18 protein-coding genes are annotated in these 19,430 nt (G+C 40.9%); 11 read left to right on the forward strand and 7 right to left on the reverse strand.

Features of this window, described 5'->3' with window-relative positions:
• Window positions 1-17: 17 nt before the first annotated feature.
• Window positions 18-281 (reverse strand): DUF4834 family protein, encoded by a 264-nt coding sequence (locus tag ACP2AF_RS16765; RefSeq protein WP_425237300.1) that lies wholly within the window; start codon window positions 279-281, stop codon window positions 18-20.
• Between the two features lie 125 nt (window positions 282-406).
• Here ACP2AF_RS16765 and ACP2AF_RS16770 point away from each other — a divergent pair, with 125 nt between their 5' ends.
• Window positions 407-1,486, forward strand: coding sequence for a transporter (locus ACP2AF_RS16770; protein WP_425237301.1), 1,080 nt, complete (start codon window positions 407-409; stop codon window positions 1,484-1,486).
• Between the two features lie 97 nt (window positions 1,487-1,583).
• The gene (locus ACP2AF_RS16775; protein ID WP_425237302.1) at window positions 1,584-2,702 is read left to right on the forward strand and encodes a GTP cyclohydrolase; all 1,119 of its coding nucleotides are present in this window, start codon (window positions 1,584-1,586) and stop codon (window positions 2,700-2,702) included.
• A 70-nt stretch (window positions 2,703-2,772) separates the two neighbouring features.
• Here ACP2AF_RS16775 and ACP2AF_RS16780 read toward each other — a convergent pair whose 3' ends face one another.
• The 3 genes from ACP2AF_RS16780 to ACP2AF_RS16790 all read right to left on the reverse strand — a co-directional run bounded on the left by ACP2AF_RS16780 (window position 2,773) and on the right by ACP2AF_RS16790 (window position 7,421).
• On the reverse strand, window positions 2,773-4,032 hold the full coding sequence (locus tag ACP2AF_RS16780) for an aminotransferase class I/II-fold pyridoxal phosphate-dependent enzyme (protein WP_425237303.1): 1,260 nt from the start codon (window positions 4,030-4,032) through the stop codon (window positions 2,773-2,775).
• 129 nt (window positions 4,033-4,161) lie between these two features.
• Window positions 4,162-5,202 carry a PLP-dependent cysteine synthase family protein gene (locus tag ACP2AF_RS16785; protein ID WP_425237304.1) on the reverse strand — a complete coding sequence of 347 codons (1,041 nt, stop codon included), beginning with the start codon at window positions 5,200-5,202 and terminating at the stop codon, window positions 4,162-4,164.
• 83 nt (window positions 5,203-5,285) lie between these two features.
• Entirely contained in the window at window positions 5,286-7,421 is a 2,136-nt protein-coding gene (locus ACP2AF_RS16790; protein ID WP_425237305.1) for a S9 family peptidase, read from the reverse strand.
• A 62-nt stretch (window positions 7,422-7,483) separates the two neighbouring features.
• Between ACP2AF_RS16790 and ACP2AF_RS16795 the strand changes: the two genes are divergently transcribed.
• Entirely contained in the window at window positions 7,484-7,810 is a 327-nt protein-coding gene (locus tag ACP2AF_RS16795) for a YbaB/EbfC family nucleoid-associated protein (RefSeq protein ID WP_425237306.1), read from the forward strand.
• Window positions 7,811-7,931: 121 nt separating this feature from the next.
• Window positions 7,932-8,255 carry a DUF1508 domain-containing protein gene (locus ACP2AF_RS16800; protein ID WP_425237307.1) on the forward strand — a complete coding sequence of 108 codons (324 nt, stop codon included), beginning with the start codon at window positions 7,932-7,934 and terminating at the stop codon, window positions 8,253-8,255.
• Here the strand turns inward: ACP2AF_RS16800 and ACP2AF_RS16805 are convergent.
• Both ACP2AF_RS16805 and ACP2AF_RS16810 read right to left on the reverse strand, forming a co-directional pair.
• Complete coding sequence (locus ACP2AF_RS16805; RefSeq protein WP_425237308.1) at window positions 8,250-9,272, reverse strand: threonine aldolase family protein; 1,023 nt, start codon at window positions 9,270-9,272, stop codon at window positions 8,250-8,252. The two genes, ACP2AF_RS16800 and ACP2AF_RS16805, sit on opposite strands and share 6 nt — an antisense overlap.
• A gap of 65 nt (window positions 9,273-9,337) precedes the next feature.
• Window positions 9,338-11,740 (reverse strand): zinc-dependent metalloprotease, encoded by a 2,403-nt coding sequence (locus tag ACP2AF_RS16810; protein ID WP_425237309.1) that lies wholly within the window; start codon window positions 11,738-11,740, stop codon window positions 9,338-9,340.
• Window positions 11,741-11,942: 202 nt separating this feature from the next.
• Here ACP2AF_RS16810 and ACP2AF_RS16815 point away from each other — a divergent pair, with 202 nt between their 5' ends.
• The 6 genes from ACP2AF_RS16815 (at window position 11,943) to ACP2AF_RS16840 (ending at window position 17,634) form a co-directional block, all read left to right on the forward strand.
• Window positions 11,943-13,406, forward strand: a complete 1,464-nt coding sequence (locus ACP2AF_RS16815; protein WP_425237310.1) for a circularly permuted type 2 ATP-grasp protein — start codon at window positions 11,943-11,945, stop codon at window positions 13,404-13,406.
• A gap of 135 nt (window positions 13,407-13,541) precedes the next feature.
• Window positions 13,542-14,489, forward strand: coding sequence for an alpha-E domain-containing protein (locus ACP2AF_RS16820; RefSeq protein ID WP_425237311.1), 948 nt, complete (start codon window positions 13,542-13,544; stop codon window positions 14,487-14,489).
• Window positions 14,490-14,528: 39 nt separating this feature from the next.
• Window positions 14,529-15,386, forward strand: coding sequence for a transglutaminase-like domain-containing protein (locus ACP2AF_RS16825; protein ID WP_425237312.1), 858 nt, complete (start codon window positions 14,529-14,531; stop codon window positions 15,384-15,386).
• A gap of 92 nt (window positions 15,387-15,478) precedes the next feature.
• A protein-coding gene (prfB, locus tag ACP2AF_RS16830; protein WP_425237313.1) for a peptide chain release factor 2 occupies window positions 15,479-16,577 on the forward strand; the annotation gives its coding sequence in 2 pieces (ribosomal slippage) (window positions 15,479-15,541 and window positions 15,543-16,577; 1,098 coding nt in all).
• A gap of 90 nt (window positions 16,578-16,667) precedes the next feature.
• On the forward strand, window positions 16,668-17,009 hold the full coding sequence (gene arsC, locus ACP2AF_RS16835) for an arsenate reductase (glutaredoxin) (RefSeq protein WP_425237314.1): 342 nt from the start codon (window positions 16,668-16,670) through the stop codon (window positions 17,007-17,009).
• A gap of 130 nt (window positions 17,010-17,139) precedes the next feature.
• Entirely contained in the window at window positions 17,140-17,634 is a 495-nt protein-coding gene (locus tag ACP2AF_RS16840) for a hypothetical protein (RefSeq protein ID WP_425237315.1), read from the forward strand.
• 55 nt (window positions 17,635-17,689) lie between these two features.
• Here ACP2AF_RS16840 and ACP2AF_RS16845 read toward each other — a convergent pair whose 3' ends face one another.
• Entirely contained in the window at window positions 17,690-17,863 is a 174-nt protein-coding gene (locus ACP2AF_RS16845) for a hypothetical protein (protein ID WP_170158840.1), read from the reverse strand.
• A gap of 159 nt (window positions 17,864-18,022) precedes the next feature.
• On the opposite strand from ACP2AF_RS16845, the gene fumC reads away from it, so the two are divergent.
• Entirely contained in the window at window positions 18,023-19,420 is a 1,398-nt protein-coding gene (gene fumC, locus ACP2AF_RS16850; RefSeq protein WP_425237316.1) for a class II fumarate hydratase, read from the forward strand.
• The last annotated feature ends 10 nt before the right edge of the window (window positions 19,421-19,430 follow it).

Below are 19,430 nucleotides of genomic sequence, written 5' to 3' on the forward strand. Positions count from 1 at the left end.
TGATCAAGGCAAGATAATCAATCAATTTCCTCAAAGTCAATATATTCCCCTACTTTTTTGGAAGCGTTGAATTTTTTAGACGGTTTCTTGTCTATAATTATATCCCCAATAGGCTCATCTCGTTGTCCGTTCTGTTTTGCAAACTCATCAAACCTTTCCTTAAAATGGGCCTCCGTTTTTTTGGCGGCATAGCTAAAAAGTCTTGGAGCAAACATTCTGAAGAGCATCTTTACGAGATAGTAAACCAGCAGAAGTATTAAGATTACTTTTAAAAACCCCATATTATTTCAATTGTATTATATCAAAAGTACAATTCTAGCGTTGTATTATCAGGGCAAAAGTGCTAAAATAATGATAAAACCACTAAACGATATGCCCATTTAGACTATTAATCAGCAGTTCAAAGATGAAGCAACTCGTTTATTTGATTGTATTTAGCTTTTCAATTTCTACATTCTCACAATATACCGATGTTATAAACTCCAACCGGCCGGGACTTTCCGTAAGTGCCTATGCCGTGGGAAAAAATGTGGTTCAAGCGGAAATGGGTGTCTTTTATGAACAACAGGACCATAACTTGTTGAATACCCAGTCCAATATCTGGGGAACCAACATTTCCTTACGATACGGACTTTTATTTGAAGAATTGGAGCTCAATTGGGAAGGCACTTTTCAAAACCAAAACATAACCTTTGCCAATTTTGGAATCGAAGAATCACGTACCAATTTCGGTATGAACCGTTTAGGTCTCAAGTTTTTGATTTATGACCGGTATAAGGCTCCTGAGCGCAACAAACCCAATTTATACAGTTGGCGTGCCAATAATCTATTCCAATTAAAAAACCTTATTCCATCCGTTTCCGTTTATGCCGGTGCAAATTTTGTATTGGGAGACAATCCCTTTTTCGCAGGAGACCCAACTGTATCACCTCGTATTATGGTAGCCACGCAAAGTAGACTAACACCTAGGTTCGTATTGATTTCCAATATCGCCTATGACCGGATTGGAACCGATTTTCCCGAATGGAGTTATTTGGTTTCCCTCTCCCATGCCTTCAGAAATCCAAAATGGAGTGTTTTTGTAGAGAATCAAGGTATAGACAGTGACAGATATTCCGACATCCTGCTACGCAGCGGGGTGGCCCATTTGTTCAATGAAAACCTTCAGGCAGATATTAATCTTGGGGCAAGCTTTAAAAACAACCCATCCCGCATATTTGTTACCATGGGGGCATCCTATAGATTTGATTTTCACAAGGATACCTTTAAACCTATTGATGAACAAAAGGCCGGTGAAAATGGAGGCCCTATTCAAAAAAACTCTATGAAGAAAAAGGAACGTGAGGAAAGGAAGAAGCTCAAAAGAAGTAAAAAAGGAAGCGGTGCAGAGGACATCGATTTGGGGCCCACCAAAAAGCAACTGCGAAAATTGAAAAAGGAGGAGAAAAAGAAAAAAAACAGGGATGGCGGTACCATTACGTTTTAACTTTCAAAACCGCATAATTGACTACTCAATAATTTAGTAGACAGGATTTTATTACCAAGTTAAATATACCTAATATTGACCCTACAAAAACTAACGTATGGTCACCCTCAAAGAGGTAACATCAAAATCTGAATTAAGGAAGTTTGTCAAGTTTCCTTTCGCCTTGTACAAGGACTCGCAATATTGGGTGCCACCAATCATCAAAGAAGAACTGGAAACCTTTGATAAAACCAAAAATCCCGCATTCAAAACTGCTGATGCTTGGTTTTTTCTAGCTTACAAAAATCAGGAAATCGTAGGGCGCATTGTTGCTATCGTCAATTGGCTTGAAGTTAATGAACAAAAAATTAGAAAAATTCGTTTCGGTTGGTTCGACTTCATCGATGATACGGAAGTTTCGGAAGCCTTGCTGAAAAAAGTGAGTGAGATAGGCCAAGAAAATGGGTTGGAATATATGGAAGGTCCCATGGGTTTTTCCAATTTGGACAAGGTGGGCGTGCTAATTAAAGGATTTGACCATATTGGGTCAATGGTAACTTGGTACAATTATCCTTACTACGAAAAGCATTACGAAGCGGCTGGATTTATCAAGGAGAAGGAGTATGTGGAAAATAAATTCCCTGTTGAGAATGCCGACCCGGCGATTTTTACCAGAATGAACGAGCTGGTAAAGCGGAGATATGGTCTAAAAGAGGTTAATTTCACAAAAACAAGGGATATTCTTCCCATGGTAGACCGGATGTTCGACCTCTTCAACGAAACCTATTCCAAATTGTCCTCATTTACACCGGTTACCGATCTTCAAAAGGCCTATTTCAAAAAAAAATATCTCGGGTTTATAAATCCGGAATACATTAAGTTCATTACAGATAAAAAAGATCATCTAGTTGCCTTTGCTATTGTAATGCCATCGTTTTCCAGGGCATTGCAAAAGGCAAACGGAAAACTAATCCCTTTTGGACTGTTTCATCTTTTAAGAGCCAAGAGAAACAATAAAAATGTATTGTTTTATTTGATAGGAATCCATCCGGAGTACCAGAATAAAGGTGTGACGGCCATCATCTTTAATGAATACTATAAAACCTTTACAGAGAAAAACATTGAGATGTGTTATCGAACCCCGGAGTTAGCGGATAATGTGGCCATTCGTCAAATGTGGAAGCATTTCAATCCCGTTATTTATAAGCGTAGAAGAACCTATAGCCAAAAGCTGTAATAATAGAATGGAGAGGTAATCCTTCTTAAACTTTCCGGAATTTGAAAATCGAGGTACAATCTAGGGATTGTTACTCCCCCATAGCAGCAGCTACAGCTGCTGATAACTTCTTGTATGTCCCATTTTGAAGGCGTTCGCGAATAGCGGAAAAAGCGTCCAAGGTCTCATCTATATCTTCCAACGTATGCGTGGCGGTCGGAATCATTCTAAGTAAAATTAATCCTTTAGGTATAACAGGGTAAACCACTATGGAACAGAATATTCTATGATTTTCCCTAAGGTCTTTAACCAACGCCATGGCTTCAGGAATGCTCCCGTTCAAATACACTGGGGTTACACAGGTATTGGTGTTTCCTATGTCAAAACCCTTATTCTTAAGTCCGTTTTGCAATGCATTCACGTTTTCCCATAACTTGGCCTTGAGCTCTGGTTGGGTCCGCAACATTTCCAAACGCTTTAGGGCTCCCTTCACATAAATCATGGGCAGGGATTTTGCAAACATTTGGGATCGTAAATTGTATTTGAGGTAGTCTATGATTTCCTTGTCCGCGGCTAAAAATGCCCCAATACCCGCCATAGATTTGGCAAAAGTGGCAAAATATACGTCAATATCATCCTGAACCCCCTGCTCCTCACCGGCTCCCGCACCTGTAGCTCCTAAGGTCCCAAAACCATGGGCATCATCCACCAACAGGCGGAATTGATATTTTTTCTTCAAGGCAACTATTTCCCTTAGTTTGCCTTGCTCTCCCCGCATACCAAAAACACCTTCGGAAATAACAAGGATACCTCCTCCTGTCTGTTCGGCCATCCTGGTCGCCCTCTCCAGGTTCTTTTCCAGGCTATCTACATCGTTATGCTTAAACGTGAATCGTTTTCCCATATGAAGACGCACACCATCAATAATACAGGCATGCGAATCTACATCGTAAACGATAATATCATCCTTTGATACCAAGGCATCGATTGCAGACATAATACCCTGATAACCAAAATTCAATAAATATGCGGATTCTTTGTGTACGAAATCTGCCAACTCACTCTCCAGTCTTTCATGATAGTCGGTATGGCCGCTCATCATTCGAGCTCCCATCGGGTAGGCAGCACCATGTTCCATTGCCGCTTCGCCATCAATCTTCTTAATTTCCGGTAAGTTGGCCAGACCCAAATAATCATTTATACTCCAAGTAATGACTTCCTTGCCCTGAAATCTCATTCGGTTGGAAATTGGGCCTTCCAATTTTGGAAAAACGAAGTAGCCTTCCGCCTGTGAGGCCCATTTTCCCAAAGGACCCTTATTTTCTGTTATTCTATCAAATAAGTCTCTCATGTAGCTTGGGTTGATTTTACCTGCAAAAATATGGATTTTTACCTTGGATTCATAAATTTTTACAGGCAAACAAAAAAGCAATGCCCAAACGGTATTGCTTTTTTGCGCACCACCAAGATGATGCTAAAGTTATTTTATAAATTGGATTTCTTGGGTCTCCTCCACAGTGTTACTATCAAAGAAACCCTGGTCTTCCATCCATTTATCGCTGTATATCTTGCTCATATAACGCGAACCGTGGTCTGGGAAAATCATCACAATATTACTGTCCTTATCAAAAATATCCTTTTCGCTTAATTGCTTTATGGCCTGCATTACGGCACCACTGGTATAGCCCACAAACATTCCTTCTGTCCTAGAAATCTCACGTGCGGTATGGGCACTTTGTTCGTCCGTAACCTTTACAAATTCGTCAATGGCCTCAAAATCCGTCGCTGCGGGAATTAGGTTTTTTCCAAGCCCTTCAATTCTATACGGATAGATTTCCTTGGAATCAAACTCTCCCGTTTCATGATATTTTTTTAATACCGAGCCATAGGCATCCACTCCTATGACCTTAATGTTAGGGTTCTGCTCCTTTAAAAACCGCGCCGCACCGGAAATTGTGCCACCAGTACCGCTACAGGCCACCAAATGGGTTATATTTCCATTGGTCTGTTTCCAGATTTCAGGTCCTGTTGTCTTATAATGGGCGTCTATATTCAGTTCGTTGAAATATTGATTTATGTAAATTGACCCTTTGGTTTCTTCATGCAATCGTTTGGCAACCTGGTAATATGATCTAGGGTCATCCGCACTTACATGGGCCGGACAAACGTAAACTTTGGCACCCATGGCTCGCAGCATATCTATCTTGTCCCTGGAAGATTTAGAGGTTACCGCTAGAATACATTCATAGCCCTTGATAATGCTTACCATGGCCAAACTAAAACCAGTATTTCCCGAAGTGGTCTCTATTATGGTGCTACCTTCGGAAAGAATTCCCTTTCTCTCGGCTTCTTCTATGATATAGGCCGCCACGCGATCCTTTGAGGAATGGCCTGGATTAAAGGCCTCTACCTTGGCATAGAAATTACCCTTGAGCTTGGCAGTTATTCTATCTAATTTTACAAGTGGGGTGTTTCCTATGAGTTCCAGGACATTGTTACAAGCGTTGATCTCATGTTCCATAAAGGCAGTATAAGTTTTGAATCAAACGGACTATTGAAAAATCCCTAAAATTCCTGGGCAAAATTACATTTTTTTTTGAATTATTATATTTTCCCTTCCAAATCTAATAAAAAGGCATATTCCTTTGCAGTTTCCTTCAAAGCTTCAAAGCGACCCGAAGCCCCTCCATGACCTGCATCCATATTGATATTAAACAGCAATAGGTTATCATCCGTCTTATGTTCGCGAAGTTTTGCCACCCATTTGGCCGGTTCAAAATACTGTACTTGGGAATCGTGTAGCCCTGTTGTTACCAACATATTCGGATAGGCTTTGGCCTCAACATTGTCATAAGGTGAATAGGACTTCATATACTCATAATACTCCCTTATGTTGGGATTTCCCCATTCATCGTATTCCCCAGTGGTTAAGGGTATGGAATCATCGAACATAGTGGTTATTACATCTACAAAAGGTACTTGGGCAACAATTCCCTTATAGAGTTCGGGGGCCAAATTGGCCACGGCTCCCATAAGAAGTCCTCCCGCCGATCCACCCATAGCATATAAATGATCTGGAGAGGTATATCCCATTTCTATTAAATATCGTGAACAATCTATAAAATCGGTGAAGGTATTCTTCTTCTTTAAGAGTTTGCCATCCTCGTACCAGGGCCTACCCAAATACTCCCCTCCACGAATGTGAGCAAGAGCAAATACAAAGCCCCGATCCAAAAGGCTTAAGCGTACCGTCGAAAAATTGGGGTCCAGGGTTACACCATAGGAACCATAGGCATATTGTAAAACAGGCGTATCCCTATTTAACGGGGTATCCTTGTGATATACAATTGACATTGGAATTTTTGCTCCATCCTTAGCGGTGGCCCATATGCGCTTTTCAAGATAGTTTTCCTTTTGGAATTGACCACCAAGTACCTCCTGCTCCTTCTTTACCTCTTTCTCCTTGGTCTTCATGTTAAAATCTATTACCGAACTGGGGGTAGTCATGGAGTTGTATCCAAATCGCAAGGTATCCGTATCAAATTCCGGATTTCTACTCACATAGGCTGTATAGGTCTCACTCTCAAAAGGGAGGTAATATGTATTGGTATTGTCCCACCGTGTAATCTTGATCCGGTTTAGACCGTTCTCTCTTTCAGAAAGCACATAATAATCCTTAAATATTTCAATATCTTCCAAAAGAACATCCTCACGATGTGGAATAAACTTTTCCCATTTTTCGGAAGATGTATCTTCTTCGCGGGCCCTCATTAACTTAAAATTGGTTGCCTTATCCTTGTTGGTCAGTATATAAAAAGCGTCCTTATAATGAACTATTGAATATTCCAGTCCTCTTTCCCGTGGTGAAAAAATCTTGAACTCTCCATCCGGTTCATCTGCCCTGAGGGTTCTAAATTCAGACGTAAGCGTGCTATAGGAACCTATAACGATGTATTTTTTGGATTTTGTCTTGTACACATAGGTGCCAAAGGTTTCGTCCTGCTCATGAAAGACTTCTGTATCTGATGAGGACGGCGTTTCCAATTTGTGTTTTAAGATTCTGTCGGCGCGTAAGGTAACGGAATCCTTTTTCACATAGAACAACGTTCGGTTGTCATCTGCCCAAACTGATCCACCCGTAGTATCTTCAATTTTGTCTTCATAAATCTCTCCGGTCTCCAAATTTTTGATTCTCAGGGTATACTGCCTTCTAGAAACTGTATCTACCCCAAAAACGGCCAATTTGTTATCTGGGCTAATACTAATGCCTCCTATGTTGAAGTAATCATGGCCTTTGGCCATTTCATTGCCGTTGAACATAATTTCTTCCGCAGCATCCAAGGAACCTTTAAATCGACTATAAATTGGGTATTCCTTGCCTGTTTCATAGCGGGTAACATACCAATAGCCATTCTGCTTATAGGGAACCGATGAATCATCTTCCTTTATCCGTGACTTCATCTCGTTGAACAGCTCTTGCTGAAAATCCTTGGTATGTTGGGTCAATTTGGTATAGTACTCATTTTCTTGCTCCAAATAATCGATTACGTCCGTATTGTCCCTTTCATTGAGCCAATAATAATCATCTATCCTAACTTCACCATGCGCAACCAATTCCTTATGTATTTTTTTGGCTACTGGAGCTGTTGTATCCGTCATATTTTTATTTTGCTGTGTACAGGAAATGGCAAAAGTAACATATCCCAAAAAAACTATTGAACGTTCCACTTTGTTAAACATGCAAATACAGTTATTTCGCACAATTTAGTAATTTTGAAGGTAACTAATCTAATTAACACAATATGTTTGGAGATATGATGGGTATGATGGGGAAACTCAAGGATACCCAAAGAAAAGTAGAGGAAACCAAAAAACGATTGGATACGGTAACATTGGAAGAAAGCACCACTGATGGACTCCTAACGGTAGAAATTACCGCCAACCGAAAAATAAAGAAAATACAGGTTGATGATAGTCTGTTACAGGACAAGGAACAATTGGAAGATTATCTTATCCTTACGTTGAACAAGGCCATTGAAAAGGCCACCCAGGTCAATGAAACGGAACTGGCCGCCGTGGCCAAGGAGGGTATGCCAAATATTCCAGGGATGGACAGTTTCTTCAAATGACTTGACCCCGCGAAAAAAAGAAGACCATTAGGTCCACAGTCTAATTTTGTTCTTCAAAAATTAATTGTTCGTATCGCTTTTCAGATACAAAAGATGTAACTTTAGGAAAAGCTAAATGTAAATGGTTGCAATTGAAAAAAACAATGGGGACGGATACCGATTTATTTTGAAATCAGAAAGTGGACAAACCCTTTTGAGCAGCATTCCATTTCCAAATGAATCCGAAGTCCAAAAATCCTTGCAAACACTTAAAAACTTAAAAAAGATTCCAATCGGTTTTGAAAGAAAGACCGACAATGAAGGTAAATTTCTTTTTAATATAAAGGACGATACTGGAAGTCTCATTGGACATAGCGAGCTTTATACTTCCGAGGCCGGAATGGAAAATGGAATAAAAAATTTAAAAAATCGCATTTACAGGCTTTCCGATTTGGGCGAACTATAATGCTTCCAAAATGGATAAAAAGATGTGATGCATCTCATCCGTATAGTCCAAATGGGTAACCATTCGTAATTTTCCCTGACCCATGCCGATGATATACACATTTTTCTCCTCCAGTCTTTGAACAAATGTTTCTGCGGACATTAGATTCTCATTGATCTCAAATATGATGATATTGGTTTCTATCGGCTCTATTTTTTTAATATAGGGTAGTTTTTGCAGCACTCCCCCAATTACTTTGGCTTTGGTATGATCCTCTGCTAATCTATCCCTGTGATGATCCAAGGCATAATTGCCGGCTGCAGCCAAATAACCGGCTTGGCGCATTCCTCCACCCAATATTTTACGAATACGCAGGGCTCTATCTATTTTTTCCTGACTACCTACCAAGACCGAGCCAACAGGACAGCCTAAACCTTTGCTCAAACAAACACTTATGGTGTCGAAAAGGTCGCCATATTGTTTTGGTGATTCGTTTTTTGCAACTAGGGCATTCCATAATCGGGCACCATCCAGATGGTACCCAAGGTTATATTTCTCACATACCTTTTTAATACTTTGTAATTCCTGAAAATCCCAACAAGCACCACCGCCTTTGTTCGTTGTATTTTCAATGCAGACCAATGAAGTTAACGGACTGTGATAAAAATCGGGTGGATTTACGGCTGCTTCCACTTGTGAAGCTGTCATCATACCCCGCTTACCATCCACTAGTTTACAGGAGACCCCACTATTGAAACTGGCCCCTCCCCCTTCGTAGTTATAGACATGGGCATACTTATCACAAATGAGTTGATCCCCTGGATTCGTATGCAGTTTAATGGCGGTCTGGTTGGTCATTGAGCCTGAAGGGAAAAAAAGCGCGGCTTCCTTACCGAAAAGATTCGCCACCTTGGCTTCCAGGGCGTTTACAGAAGGGTCTTCCTTAAATACATCGTCTCCAACTTCTGCTTTCATCATGGCTTCCAACATACCCGATGTGGGTTTAGTGACCGTATCACTTATAAGGTTTATTTTCAATGGATAGTTTTTATGGCTTTTGAATAAAATTCTGGCTCGAATATAAACTATGTTTTTTGAACTATCTAGTGGAAACAATCCATTCCAATGGGCGAGCCATCCGGGATTTTGGGAGCAGAATTCATTTTGAACTTGTCCGGGTGCTCATAAAAATTACGGATACGACGTAGCATTTCCAAGGCATCGATCTGCTCCAGAGCTTTACCGAAATTGGTTTCATTTATACTTTTTAGTTTGTCATTGGCCAAGGCATTCACTCCTGGGTGCACATTTTTGTTGGCCGCTAAATTCATGAGATGGTCCAACACCTTAAAATTTATGCTGTTCTGTACCTCAAATAGATAGGGATCCTTATGAACTCTTCCCAATGTGTACACAATTACCATGTCCAATACCTCTTCAAGACCTAAATTCTTGGGATCCAAAGCTTTTTGCTGTATTAATCGTGAGGCACGTTCTGGATGCAATAAAAAACCCAAGGTCATATCTGCCGCAGTTTCGGCAGCGGACAACGGATCGAACGAAACCCCGGTCTTTCCTTTGATGGATTCCCTTGTCCTGGGGTAGCCAAAGGCTCTAGGAGGGAACAATGATAGTTTCTCCTTGGGGATAGCGATTACGGAAGCGTTCAAGGTCTTTACCAAACCCGTCAACGCTTGCCTCTGTATAGCTGAATTTGCGATTTCCAAGGTGGTCTGTCCGTCTCCTTTTACCGAATAATTATATTCCATTCCCCCCAACATTTTGGCCGCAGCTTCCGTCTGGTAACGATGAAAAAAATACAATGGGACAAATACGTCTTCCAAAACAGTGTTAGGCTCACCAGACCGGATGTTGTCCAGTGAAAAATTAGAAATGGCAGTCTTTCTAACTTCAAGTACTTTATCCAACTCTTCACTTGCATTGGTTCCATTATCCCACAGATGTGCCAAGATATGTGAACTTCCGGCCGGACGTGCATCTTGATCGGTAATGAAACGAAGGCCTTCTTCCCTTGCCGTTTCCAAAATTTGGTCAAGACCTTGTTTTTCATCGGCACCTTCAGGGAAATCCATGTAGGAATAGGCAACCGTTACCTTGTCCCATTCCCCAATTCCCGTGGCATAGGTATCAGAAAAATCAATTTCCTTTTTTTTGACCGAAAATTGAGGATGCGGATAGTCCATTACCGAAGTCCTGCCATTGGTACTGGCTGCAAAATTGTGGGCAAAACCAAGGGTATGACCAATTTCATGTGCGGAAAGTTGCCGAATACGGGCCAATGCCAGTTCGAGCATAAGTTTGTGGTTATCGTCCCTTTCGGCAAAAGGTCTGTTCATTAAGGCTTGGGCTATCAAGAAATCTTGACGTATACGTAAACTCCCCAAGCTTACATGTCCCTTTATGATTTCCCCGGTACGTGGATCCGTAATACTACTTCCATAACTCCAACCCCGGGTAGAACGGTGTACCCATTGAATAACATTATATCGGACATCCAATGGGTCCGCATCATCGGGTAATATCTTTAATTGAAAGGCATCTTTGTATCCAATGGCCTCAAATGCCTGGTTCCACCATCTACCCCCTTCCAAAAGAGCGGACCGCACTGGTTCTGGGGTACCATTATCCAAATAATAGATAATAGGGTCCATGGCTTCACTAACTTTTAGGGAAGGATCTTTTTTTTGTAATCGATGTCTGGTAACAAAACGTTTTAAAATAGGTTCCTGGATGGGAGTGGCATAGTCGTAATAGGAAAAGGGATAGGAACCACAGCGCGGATCAAATTCCCGCTTCTCGTATCCATCGTCAGGTAATTCTATAAAAGAATGGTGCTGGGCCACGGTAACCAATGAAGGATTTGGTGTCACGGATTTTATCCAATCGCCTTTGGGTTCACCTTCAAAAGTCAACATAACATCAAATTCTACATTTTTTGGAAAGGCTTTGGTACGGTCCATATCCACCGCACTCCTGGACTTATCCAATTTATAGATCCCTTGTTCCCTACTTTTCAACCTTTGAGATACCCCATGCGCATCGCGCATTAAAAAATCGGTCAGGTCAATAATAAAACTACCGTTGACTTCTTTTTCTATTTCAGCTCCATAAAGCACTGATTTTGCAAAGGCTTGCCCAACGGATTTTCTTTCCAAGGCATTGTCCGTCAGGGCCCGAAACTTAAGATTGGGTTGTACCAAAAAAAGCTTGTTCCCGGCTTTCTTAAAATAAACCACTTGTTCATTCCCCAGTTGTCCCCGATCAAGACCAATATCGTTGCTTCCAATTCCGCTACTAAGGGAGTATATATAAAGGAATTCTTTTTCGAGATCATCGACTTCCAAATAGACTTTTCCATCTGCTTCATCATAATAAAATGTAAACAATCCCTGGAATTTTTTATAGTTTGTGTCCGTTTCATCAAATTGGGCATTTGAAGGCCGAACAAAAAAAACCAAAATGAAAATTAAAACAAGATATCTCATAAGATAGGGGTGCTGAGTTAGACAATTAAAAGTAGACAAAAAACCTCAAATTCGGATGCTCCTATGATATTCTATCCTAAAAATAAAATGACAGAAATTGACCCGTATTTTTACGTGTATGCTCAAAAAACAAAGGGATTATTAGGAATTTCTTATGGTAAGATATGCCGAAAACCGGTATATTAATAGGAAACAAAATAGCATGGGCAATCTTGAAAATCGAATATTCTCATCGTATCAAAGAAACCCGGAAATGTTTGATGAAATATTCGATAAAAAGGGTGAGGTGAAGGAAGTTTATCAAACGCTATTCAACCTATATGGAGGGCATTCGATTCAGGATTATGTTCGACTTAGCGAAAAGGCCAAAGCGTCTTTCTTTAACCAAGGGATTACCTTTCAGGTATATGGGGATAAGGAAACCAAGGAGAAAATTTTCCCATTTGATCTATTTCCCCGAATCATAGATACCGATGAATGGGATATAATCGAACGGGGGTCGATACAACGTAGTCGTGCTTTGAACCTCTTTTTATGGGATATCTACCATGATAAAAAAATCCTTAAACAAGGAATCGTGCCCTTGGAACTGGTAAGTTCATCATCCAATTATCTCCATCAAATGATGGATGTAGACCCTCCGGGAAGAATCTATAACCATGTTTCCGGAACTGACGTCATAAAGCATACAGATGGAAGCTATTACGTTTTGGAAGATAACATCAGATGTCCATCCGGGGTCAGCTATGTCATCTGCAATCGTACCGCTTTAAAAAGGGCACTTTTTGGCGTATTTAATCATTACCAGACCCACACGGTTACCAACTATGCCGAAAACCTTCTCGATTTGTTGGAAACCGTAAAACCAAAAGGAGTGGATATGCCAAATTGTGTTGTAATTACGCCGGGCATGTACAATTCCGCTTTTTATGAGCATTCCTATTTAGCAAAGACCATGGGTGTTGAACTTGTGGAGGGGCGCGATCTTTTCGTGGAAAACGATTTTGTCTACATGAAGACCATAAAGGGTCCAGAAAGGGTGGATATCATCTACCGTAGAATAGATGACCTTTTTATAGACCCTCTGGAATTTCTTCCGGATTCTGCCTTGGGAGTGCCTGGACTTTTTGCCGCATATAAAAAAGGGAATGTTACTCTGGCCAATGCCCCTGGAACAGGGGTTGCGGACGACAAGGCCGTATATACCTATATGCCCGACATTATTAAATACTATTTGGACGAAGAACCGATTATCAAAAACGTACACACCTACCATTGCAGTCGCTCCAATGAGCTAAAATATGTTCTGGAACATATATCCGAACTTGTAATAAAACCTGTGGACGAGGCAGGTGGATATGGAATATCAATTGGGAACAGGTTAACCAAAGATGAAATTGATGCGGTAAAAAAGAAGGTTTCCCAAAATCCAAGAAAGTATGTGGCCCAACCTATTATGTCGCTTTCCGTGCATCCTACTTATATAGATGGAAGTGAATCTTTTGAACAACGTCACATTGATCTCAGAACCTTTACGGTATTAGGCAAGGATAGGGAATTTGTACTTAAGGGAGGGCTGACCCGGGTAGCTCTTGAAAAAGGGAACTTGGTCGTTAACTCGTCCCAGGGCGGTGGGTCCAAGGACACTTGGGTTCTTAAGGAATGAACAATGGTAATTATTCGTAGTTGTAAATATTGGCAGGCCATCTGTATATTGTTCGCCCAACCTATTGAAAATGACCGAAGCCTATGCAAAACGAAAAAAATTGAATGACCTAAGAAAAATCAAAACAAAAACTACATGCTAGCACGAGTAGCCAACAACCTTTTCTGGATGGGACGTTACATAGAACGTTCTGAGCATATGGCCAGATACCTTAATGTAAATTATTTTTCCTCCCTGGATGCACCCAATCAGCTTTCCCAGTCCAGACAGTTTGTTCTTCGATCTATGCTTTTTATGGTGGGGGAACCGGAATATGATGACACGGTTACCCTAAACGAAGAAGAGGTACTGCATAAAATTGGTCTAAATAGGGACCTTCCTTTTTCGATTATCAGTAACATAAAATATGCCCGGGAAAATGCCAATAGTGCGCGTGACCTGATTTCTACCGAACTTTACGAGGCAATCAACAAATTTTATTACTTTATCCTTAACTATCCCGTTGATACTTTCGTAAAAAGGGGACTTTATGATTTCACGGTCAACATCACTGAAATGACGGCCGTATTGCGCGGAAAAATAAGGGGTACGTTACTTCACGATGAAGTATACGCCATTATAATGATGGGCATGAATATAGAACGAGCTACCCAGATCATACGAATTATCAATGCAAAATATAACGATGCCTTAAAAGCCCAAGGAAGCTATGGCGACAAGTTCAGTCATAGTTTTGAATGGACTACCCTCCTAAAATGTGCTGAAGCCTATGACATGATGCGCCGGTTCTATAAAAAAACCCCGACCAGTGTTACTACCCTTGAGTTTTTGATATTGAACCCCAATTGCCCAAGGTCCATTATGAATAGCTTAAACCAAGTCTATAACCATATTAGGGTATTGGATTCCAGCCTGCGCTACAATAAAAATTCCACCGCTTTCTTAGTGGGAAGGGTACGAGCGGAGTACCAGTACAAGTATATAGAAGAAATAGAGGGTGACATTAAAAAATTTATCAACACGCTTTTGAACGACCTTACCGAAATCAGCCAAAAAATGGAAAAGGAGTTTTTCAATTATTGATGTTGTTCTTTCCTATATTTACCGCACTCAACTTTCTACATGTATCAGGAATATTCTATTGAATATAGGGCAAAAAACCATTATGATAGCCTGGTTGATGATGCCTACTGGCAGTTTTTAATCATTCCAGAGGATAATGAAACCCAGCAATTGGTATCTCTGGAATTCTCCAATTCATTACACGATGTAAACCAGACTTCCATTAACGGTTTTGGATTTAAAACCATAAAAGTACATCCCAGACAAAAATTCAATGATATTTCCTTTGAGGCCTTCTTTAAGGTCATCAAAAAGGAAATGAATCCTTTTGACTTTTCGTTGACCCATGATATCGAAATGGACTACCAAAGATTGGAAGACTTGGAATTTAAGGTAGATTTTGAGCCTTTCTTGCGCGGAACGCGTTTTACCCATTTACCAGAAAAGCATAAGAATATCTTTTGCTTCGACAAAAGTAAGTCCATCTTCGAAAATTTGCAGGATTTAAATCAGTGGGTGTTCGACCAAGTCTATTTTAAAGTTGGTGTAACCGATGTAAATACCACTTTGGAAGAAATCATTGAGAAAAGGCATGGGGTATGTCAGGATTTTACGCATTTGTTTTGTGCACTGGCCAAGGCTAACCAAGTTCCAACAAGGTACGTTTCCGGTTACCTCCATCAGGGCAATGGTTATTTTGGCGATTCCCAAATGCACGCTTGGGCGGAAGCATATCTTCCCCATGTAGGTTGGATCGGGTTTGATCCCACAAATAATCTCATAGCCAACACCAATCATATAAAAGTCTGTCACGGCAAGGATTATGAAGATTGTTCCCCTTTAAAGGGCGTTGTATATACCTTAGGGGATAATAGAACCTCATATACCGTTAAGGTATTGGGGGAACAACAACAATAAGGAATTTGTAAGGTGAACTATCGCCATTCAATACCTTTGATTTTTCTTCTACATCAAAAAAAGAACCTTATTTTTACTGGAAATTAAATTACATGATAACTACAGATCAATCCAAAGATCTTATTGAGCGCCTTGGTGCGTTAAGGAGGTATCTTTGACATCGATGCCAAACGTATTGAGATAGAGAACGAAGAGGAAAAAACCCTGGCCCCGGATTTCTGGGACAACCCCCAGGAGGCACAGGCCCATATGAAATTTATCCAGTCCAAGAAGCAATGGGTGGACGATTACCAAGCCGCGGAAACTCTAGTAGGCGATTTAGAGGTATTGCTTGAGTTTCAGCAAGCTGGAGAGGTTTCGGAAGCTGAGGTTGAAAATCAGCATGAAAAGGCTTTGGGCGCCTTAGAGAAATTGGAGTTCAAGAATATGCTTTCCGAAGAAGGTGACGAACTTACGGCCGTGCTTCAGATTACGGCCGGCGCCGGTGGAACGGAAAGTTGTGACTGGGCAGCCATGCTCATGAGAATGTACATGATGTGGAGCGAAAAGAACGGTTTTAAGGTACGCGAACTCAACTATCAGGAAGGTGATGTGGCCGGCATAAAAACGGTTACCCTGGAAATTGAGGGCGACTTTGCCTTTGGCTGGTTGAAAGGAGAAAACGGGGTACACCGTTTGGTACGTATTTCTCCTTTTGACAGCAATGCCAAAAGGCATACTTCTTTCGCGTCGGTCTATGTATATCCCTTAGTGGACGATAGTATAGAAATAGAGGTGAACCCGGCCGATATAGAAATCACAACGGCACGATCCAGCGGTGCAGGCGGGCAGAATGTAAATAAGGTAGAGACCAAGGTACAACTGGTCCATAAGCCTACCGGTATTCAAATTTCCTGTTCAGATTCCCGAAGTCAGCATGACAATAGGGCTACGGCCTTGAAAATGTTGAAATCACAATTGTATGAAATCGAGTTGCGTAAAAAAATGGAGGCTCGTCAGGAGATAGAATCATCCAAAATGAAAATAGAATGGGGATCTCAGATCAGAAATTACGTAATGCATCCCTATAAATTGGTGAAAGATGTCCGTACCAGTGAGGAAACCGGAAATGTGGATGCGGTTATGGATGGGGATATCGATAGGTTTTTAAAGGCCTATTTAATGATGATGGGACAAAAAGAAGAGGATTGATTCCCAGGCCGTTGGTAAGACATGCATTGTTGACCACATTCGACCCCATAGTACGATGGTTTCGAAAAATTAATAGCTAAGACCCAAACAATGATAAAGATATATCACAACCCCAGATGTCGTAAGTCTCGTGAAGGATTGGAACTCCTAGAAAAATCCGGGAAGGAATTTGAAGTTATTAAATATTTGGAAGATGTACCCACAAAGGAGGAACTTCGCCAGATATTAAGCTGTCTTTCCATTTCCCCTGAAAACCTTGTACGCAAGAATGAGGCTATTTGGAAGGAAAAGTTCAGAGGTAGATTGCTCTCCGACGAAGATATATTGGATGTCATGATCCAATATCCCAAACTAATAGAACGCCCTATCGTGGTGAATGGGAACAAAGCAGTGGTCGGTAGACCGCCTGAACGTATCCAGGAGGTCTTATAGAGATACTGTTCGCTTCTTTAGTTTAAAGTTTAAGAATTTGGTATATTTATTGATTGCTTGCTTTAGCAAGGTTTTAACCAAGGATCGTTGGGCCTTGGGTTACATTTAGAACACTATAAAACAGAACGTCATGAAAACCAATACACGCTTTCTAATAGCTTTTTTTGTGCTTCTGCTCGCGGGTGCGGAACTGCAAGCGCAATACGGGTATGGAAGAAGGAATGGATATGGCTACGGTTATGGAAGGGGCAGAAGTGCTATTCCACAAGCAGATATTACACCCAAAGAGCCTGAGCCCAAGACCGCCGAAGAAATTGTGGATGGTGAAATGCCAAAAATAGCGGCAACTTTGGAACTCAATGAATTTGAGACCGCTGTTTTGAGTTCGGTTCTTAAAAAATATCTACAGAAACGTATGGAATTGCGAATTTTGGAGCTTCCCCCTGATAAAATGCGAGAGGGTATGGCAAAAATTACCGAGGAGCAGGATGAGGAACTAAAAGCTGGACTGCCTTTGGAAAAATATGAGGCCTTTGTTCAACTTCAGAAAGACGGCCTTCAAAAAGCGCAAAAGAAGCAAAAAAAGCAAAAGAGAAAAAAGAAGAAATCCAAGGACAAGGAATAACGGTTTCATTGATGTCTTTTTGCAAAAAATAAAAGAAGCCAAATGGCTTCTTTTTTTATGCTTCTCTCTTGGCCTTCTTGGCCTCTCTTTTTTCTTTAAAGAGTTCTATCAAATTACCTGTCAACCAATACGGAACAACAAAGACCAGTAGAAAAATCATCAACCAAAAACCTATGGTTAAAATGGTTAAAAAAGCTAGGAATCCCAAATATTGGTCAAATTCGAACATATCTCTTATTTTAACGATACAAAGATAGTTTGAAAAATAGGAATATTGCAAATTGAAATCAAAAAAATATCATCCTTATTATTACCGATTTTTTGAAGAGTCTCAATGGAAATGAAACCGCTAAGGCGTACCTTTGTTGTAAATCAAATCACTTTAAAAATGAGCTTTAGAATAGAAAAAGACACCATGGGCGAGGTAAAGGTACCTTCGGACAAATATTGGGGTGCCCAAACGGAGCGTTCAAGAAATAATTTTAAAATAGGGCCATTGGGATCCATGCCTTTGGACATCGTATATGGTTTTGCCTATTTAAAAAAGGCGGCGGCCTTTGCCAATCATGAGTTGGGTGTTCTTTCCGAAGAAAAAAGGGATTTGATCGCCAAGGTTTGCGATGAGATCTTAAACGGGCAGCATGATAGCCAATTTCCTCTGGTCATTTGGCAGACCGGTTCGGGCACTCAAAGCAATATGAACGTTAACGAGGTAATTGCCAACAGGGCCCATGAAATTGCCGGAAATACAATAGGTGAGGGTGAAAAGACCATTCAGCCGAATGATGACGTAAATAAGTCACAGTCTTCCAATGACACATTTCCTACTGGAATGCACATCGCCGCGTATAAAAAAGTAGTTGAGACCACAATTCCCGGGGTGACCCAACTTAGGGAGACACTACATAAAAAAGCGCAGGAATTTGGAGAAGTGGTAAAAATTGGCCGGACACATTTAATGGATGCGACACCATTAACCTTGGGGCAGGAATTTTCTGGTTATGTTTCCCAGTTAGACCATGGATTAAATGCCTTGAAAAACACTTTGGACCATTTAAGCGAACTGGCTTTGGGGGGCACAGCTGTAGGAACTGGGCTCAATACCCCAAAAGGTTATGATGTTTTGGTGGCGAAATACATTGCCGAGTTTACAGGACTCCCTTTTAAGACTGCAGAAAACAAGTTCGAGGCCTTGGCCTCACATGATGCCATTGTGGAAAGCCACGGGGCATTGAAACAATTGGCTGTTTCCCTAAACAAAATTGCCAATGATATTCGTATGATGGCCTCAGGACCACGGTCAGGTATCGGGGAAATAATTATCCCGGCCAATGAACCAGGCAGCTCCATTATGCCAGGAAAGGTAAACCCCACCCAATGTGAAGCTCTGACCATGGTCTGCGCACAGGTAATGGGCAATGATGTGGCCATTACGGTTGGTGGAACACAGGGACATTATGAGCTAAATGTATTTAAACCTGTAATGGCGGCCAACATACTTCAATCTGCCGAATTGTTGGGAGATGCTTGTGTAAGCTTTGATATAAATTGTGCAGCAGGTATTGAACCGAATCATGAAACTATTAAAACCCTATTAAACAATTCCTTAATGCTGGTCACCGCTTTGAATACCAAAATAGGATACTATAAAGCTGCTGAAATTGCCAATACCGCCCATAAAAATGGAACGACACTTAAGGAAGAGGCCATTAATTTGGGGTATGTTACTTCAGATGAATATGATGCGTGGGTAAAACCTGAAGATATGGTGGGTAGCCTTAAATAGTCTGGAATTC

Source organism: Ulvibacterium sp. (genome assembly GCF_965248315.1).
GTDB lineage: Bacteria > Bacteroidota > Bacteroidia > Flavobacteriales > Flavobacteriaceae > Ulvibacterium.